Origin of the sequence: Rhodococcus sp. ENV425, assembly GCF_002887785.1 — a bacterium.
GTDB classification, from domain to species: domain Bacteria; phylum Actinomycetota; class Actinomycetes; order Mycobacteriales; family Mycobacteriaceae; genus Rhodococcus; species Rhodococcus aetherivorans.
Genome location: NZ_PCZU01000294.1, coordinates 8,742 through 12,543, shown reverse-complemented (window position 1 = coordinate 12,543; position 3,802 = coordinate 8,742). Strand labels below are relative to the sequence as shown.

1 protein-coding gene is annotated in these 3,802 nt (G+C 71.8%); it reads right to left on the bottom strand.

Annotated features, from left to right (window positions below):
• Window positions 1–3,802: non-ribosomal peptide synthetase (locus CQZ88_RS30105; RefSeq protein ID WP_219727542.1), on the bottom strand; the 3,802-nt coding region annotated here is incomplete at both ends.

Genomic DNA, 3,802 nt, shown 5'->3' with positions numbered 1-3,802 from the left:
CGATCGGCGTGCCGATCGCGATGTCGTCGGTGCCCGACAGCCGCGCGAGCAGCACCGCGAACGCGGCGTGGACGGCCATGAACAGCGTCGCGCCCCGGCCCCGGGCCAGCTCGACCAGCTGCCGGTGCAGGTCGGCGTCGATCGTGAAGTCGATCTTCCCGCCCGCGAAGGACTGCACGGCCGGTCGCGGCCGGTCGGTCGGCAGATCCAGCTGGTCCGGCAGATCCGCCAGGGCCTGCTTCCAGTACGTCACCTGCTTCGCAGCCACCGACGCCGGGTCGTTCTCGTCGCCGAGCACCCGCCGCTGCCACAGGGCGTAGTCGGCGAACTGCACCGGCAGCGGTGCCCAGTCCGGAGCGTTCCCGGTCGACCGGGCGACGTACGCCGCCACGAGATCGCGGGTGAGCGGCCCCATCGAGGAGCCGTCCGCCGAGATGTGGTGGACGACGAAGGCGACGATCATCTCGTCCTCGCCGACGGCGAACAACCGCACCCGGATCGGGGCCTCCGACGTCACGTCGAAGCCGGTGTAGGCCAGCTCGCGGATCCGATCGGCGACCTCGTCCCAGGTGGTGACGACGGGTGTCAGGTCCGGGACCACCGCCGTCACCGGCAGCACGACCTGGACCGCGCCGTCGTCGGTCTCCGGGTACGCCGTGCGCAGCACCTCGTGCCGGGTGAACACGTCCCGGATCGCGTCCTGCAGCGCCGCGACGTTCAACCGGCCCGAGAGCCGCAGCGCCACCGGCAGGTTGTAGGCCGCCGACTCCGGGTCGAAGCGGTTGAGGAACCACATGCGCTGCGGGGCGAGCGAGAGCGGCACCCGTTCCGGCCGCGGCCCGGCCACCAGTGGCACGGAGCCGCCGGATCCGGCGTGCTGCTCGACGTGCGCCGCGAGCGCCTCGACCGTCGAGGCGTCGAACAGCACCCGCACCGGCACCCGCGAATCCAGCGCCGCACCCAGGCGCGCCACCAGCTGCGTGGCGATCAGCGAGTTACCGCCGAGCGCGAAGAAGTCGTCGTCGAGACCGACCCGGTCCACGCCGAGGACCTCGGCGAAGATGCCCGCGACGATCTCCTCGATCGGAGTCGTCGGGGCCCGGAACTCCCGCGCGGCGAACGTCGGCGCGGGCAGCGCCTTGCGATCGAGCTTGCCCGAGGTGTTCAGCGGGAACTCCGCGAGCACCACGATCGCCGCGGGCACCATGTACGACGGCAGCGTCCGCGTCACGAACGCGATCACCTCGCCCGCGTCCACCTCGTGGCCCGGCGCGGGAACGACATAGCCGGCGAGCTGGTCGCCGGTAGGGGTCGGCACCACCAGCACCGCGGCCTGGTTCACCGACTCGTGCGCCAGCAACGCCGTCTCGATCTCGCCGAGCTCGATGCGCTGACCGCGGAACTTCACCTGGAAGTCGGTGCGGCCGATGTACTCGAGTTCCCCGGTTTCGTTCCAGGTGACCAGGTCGCCGGTGCGATACATCCGCTCCCCCGGCGCCCCGAACGGGTTCGCGACGAACCGGTCGGAGGTCAGGTCCGGGCGGCGGACGTAGCCGCGGGCCAGCTGCACGCCCGCCAGATACAGCTCACCCGGGACCCCGACCGGCACCGGCCGCAGCCGGCCGTCGAGGACCAGCACCCGCACGTTCCACTCCGGGACGCCGATCGGCACCACGTCGACCGGTCCGGTGGCCGGCGCCTGCCAGAAGGTGGCCGACACCGCCGCTTCGGTCGGGCCGTAGAGGTTGTCGATCGCGGCCGTGCTGATGCGCCGCACGCCCTCGATCGTCTCCGGCGGCAGGGCCTCGCCGATCACGAAGATGTGCCGCAGCGTGGCGCACGACTCCCGGTCGACGTGGGCGGCGAACACCGTGAGCATCGACGGCACGAAGTCGGTGATCGTCACCTTCTCGCGGGCGATGACGTCCGCGACGTACACCGGGTCGCGGTGGCCGTCGGGTGTCGCCACGACCAGCTTCGCCCCCACACTCAGCGGCATGAAGAAGCCCCACAGCGACACGTCGAACGTCGTGGCCGTCTTCTGCAGGTAGACGTCCTGTGCCGTCATCTCGAACTCGTCGAGCATCCACGCCGTCTGGTTGACGATGGCGCGGTGCGTGACGGCGACGCCCTTGGGCCGGCCGGTCGAGCCGGACGTGAAGATGGCGTAGGCCGTGTTGTCCGGGCGCAGCGGCGCACGCCGGTCCCGGTCGGTGACGGGCGCGTCCGAGACCGCCGACAGATCCAGCTCGTCGACGAGGACGGCGTCGACGGTGAGCCCGTCGGGAACGGTGAACTCGTCGCGGGCGGTCGTGACGATGCACACCGGGTCGGCCGTGTCGAGGATGTGCCGGACACGGTCGACCGGGTGATCCGGATCGATCGGCACCCATGCGCCGCCGGCCTCGACGATCGCGTACATGCCCACCAGCAGGTCGAACGACCGCCGGATCGCCAGGCCCACCAGGGACTCCGGCCCCACCCCCTGCGAGATCAGGTGCCGCGCGAGGCGATTGACGCGGGCGCCGAATTCGGCGTACGTCAGCTCGGCACCCTCGTAGGCCAGCGCCACCGCATCCGGGGTGCGCCGGGCCTGCGCCTCGAACCGGGACAGGAGCAGTTCGGTGCCGTCGAGGGCGTGGTCCGAGTCGTTCCACCCGTGCAGGATCTGCTCGAGTTCGGCCGCGTCGAGCAGATCGACGTCGCCGACGGGCAGCGCCGGCTGCTGTGCGATCGCTTCGAGGACCCGCACGAACCGCGACAGCAGCGTCTCGACCTGCTGCACGTCGAACAGCCTGCGCTGGTAGCGCAGGTCGAGGTCCATGCCGGATCCGACATGGATGAACAGGCTCAGCGGGTAGTGGGTGGCGTCGTTCGTGCCGACGCCGGTGACCGACATGCCGTCGATCGACGCCGCCTGGTCGGCCAGGCCCTTCTCGTCGAGCGGGTAGGACTCGAACACCGTGAGGGTGTCGAACGCCACGGTCGGCCCGGCGACCCGCTGGATCTCGGTGAGACCCAGATGATGGTGCTCGAGCAACTCGGCCTGCTCCTGCTGCAGGCGCTGCAGGAACCGCTCGATCGGCTCCTGCGGATCGAACGTCACCCGCACCGGCAGGGTGTTGATGAACAGGCCCACCATCGACTCCACGCCGGGCAGGTCCGCCGGCCGGCCCGACACGGTGGCGCCGAAGACGACGTCGTCGCGTCCGGTCGACCGGCCGAGCAGCACGCCCCACGCCGCCTGGACGAGGGTGTTGACGGTGACGCCGAGCCGGGCCGCGGCCGAGGCGATCTCGGCCGTGCGGGCGTCGTCGAGCAGCAGCCGCACGCGGTCGGCGCCCTCGGCGCCGGGGTGCCGGTCGGTCGCCGGGGCGAGCAGCGTCGGCTCCTCGAACCCGTCGAGCACCCGGGCCCACGTGGCGCGGGAGGCGTCGAGGTCACGCTCGGCGACCCACGCCAGGAACGACCGGTAGGAGCGGGCCCGCGGCAGCGGCGACGCATCCCCGCGGGTGGCGTACAGCATCATCATGTCCTGCATCAGCAGCGGCATCGACCAGCCGTCGATGAGGATGTGATGCACGGTCACGCCGAGCTGGTAGCGGCCGTCGCCGAGCGACGCGAGGACGAACCGGATCAGCGGCGCCTCGTCCATCGCGAACCGGCGCGCCTGCTCCTCCCGCCAGAACGGGACCGTCGCGCGCACGCCCTCGGCGGCGACGAGCTGCGACAGGTCGGCCTCACGCCACGGCACCCGCACGCCGGAGAGCACCACCTGCACCGGGGCACCGGCGGCGTCGGC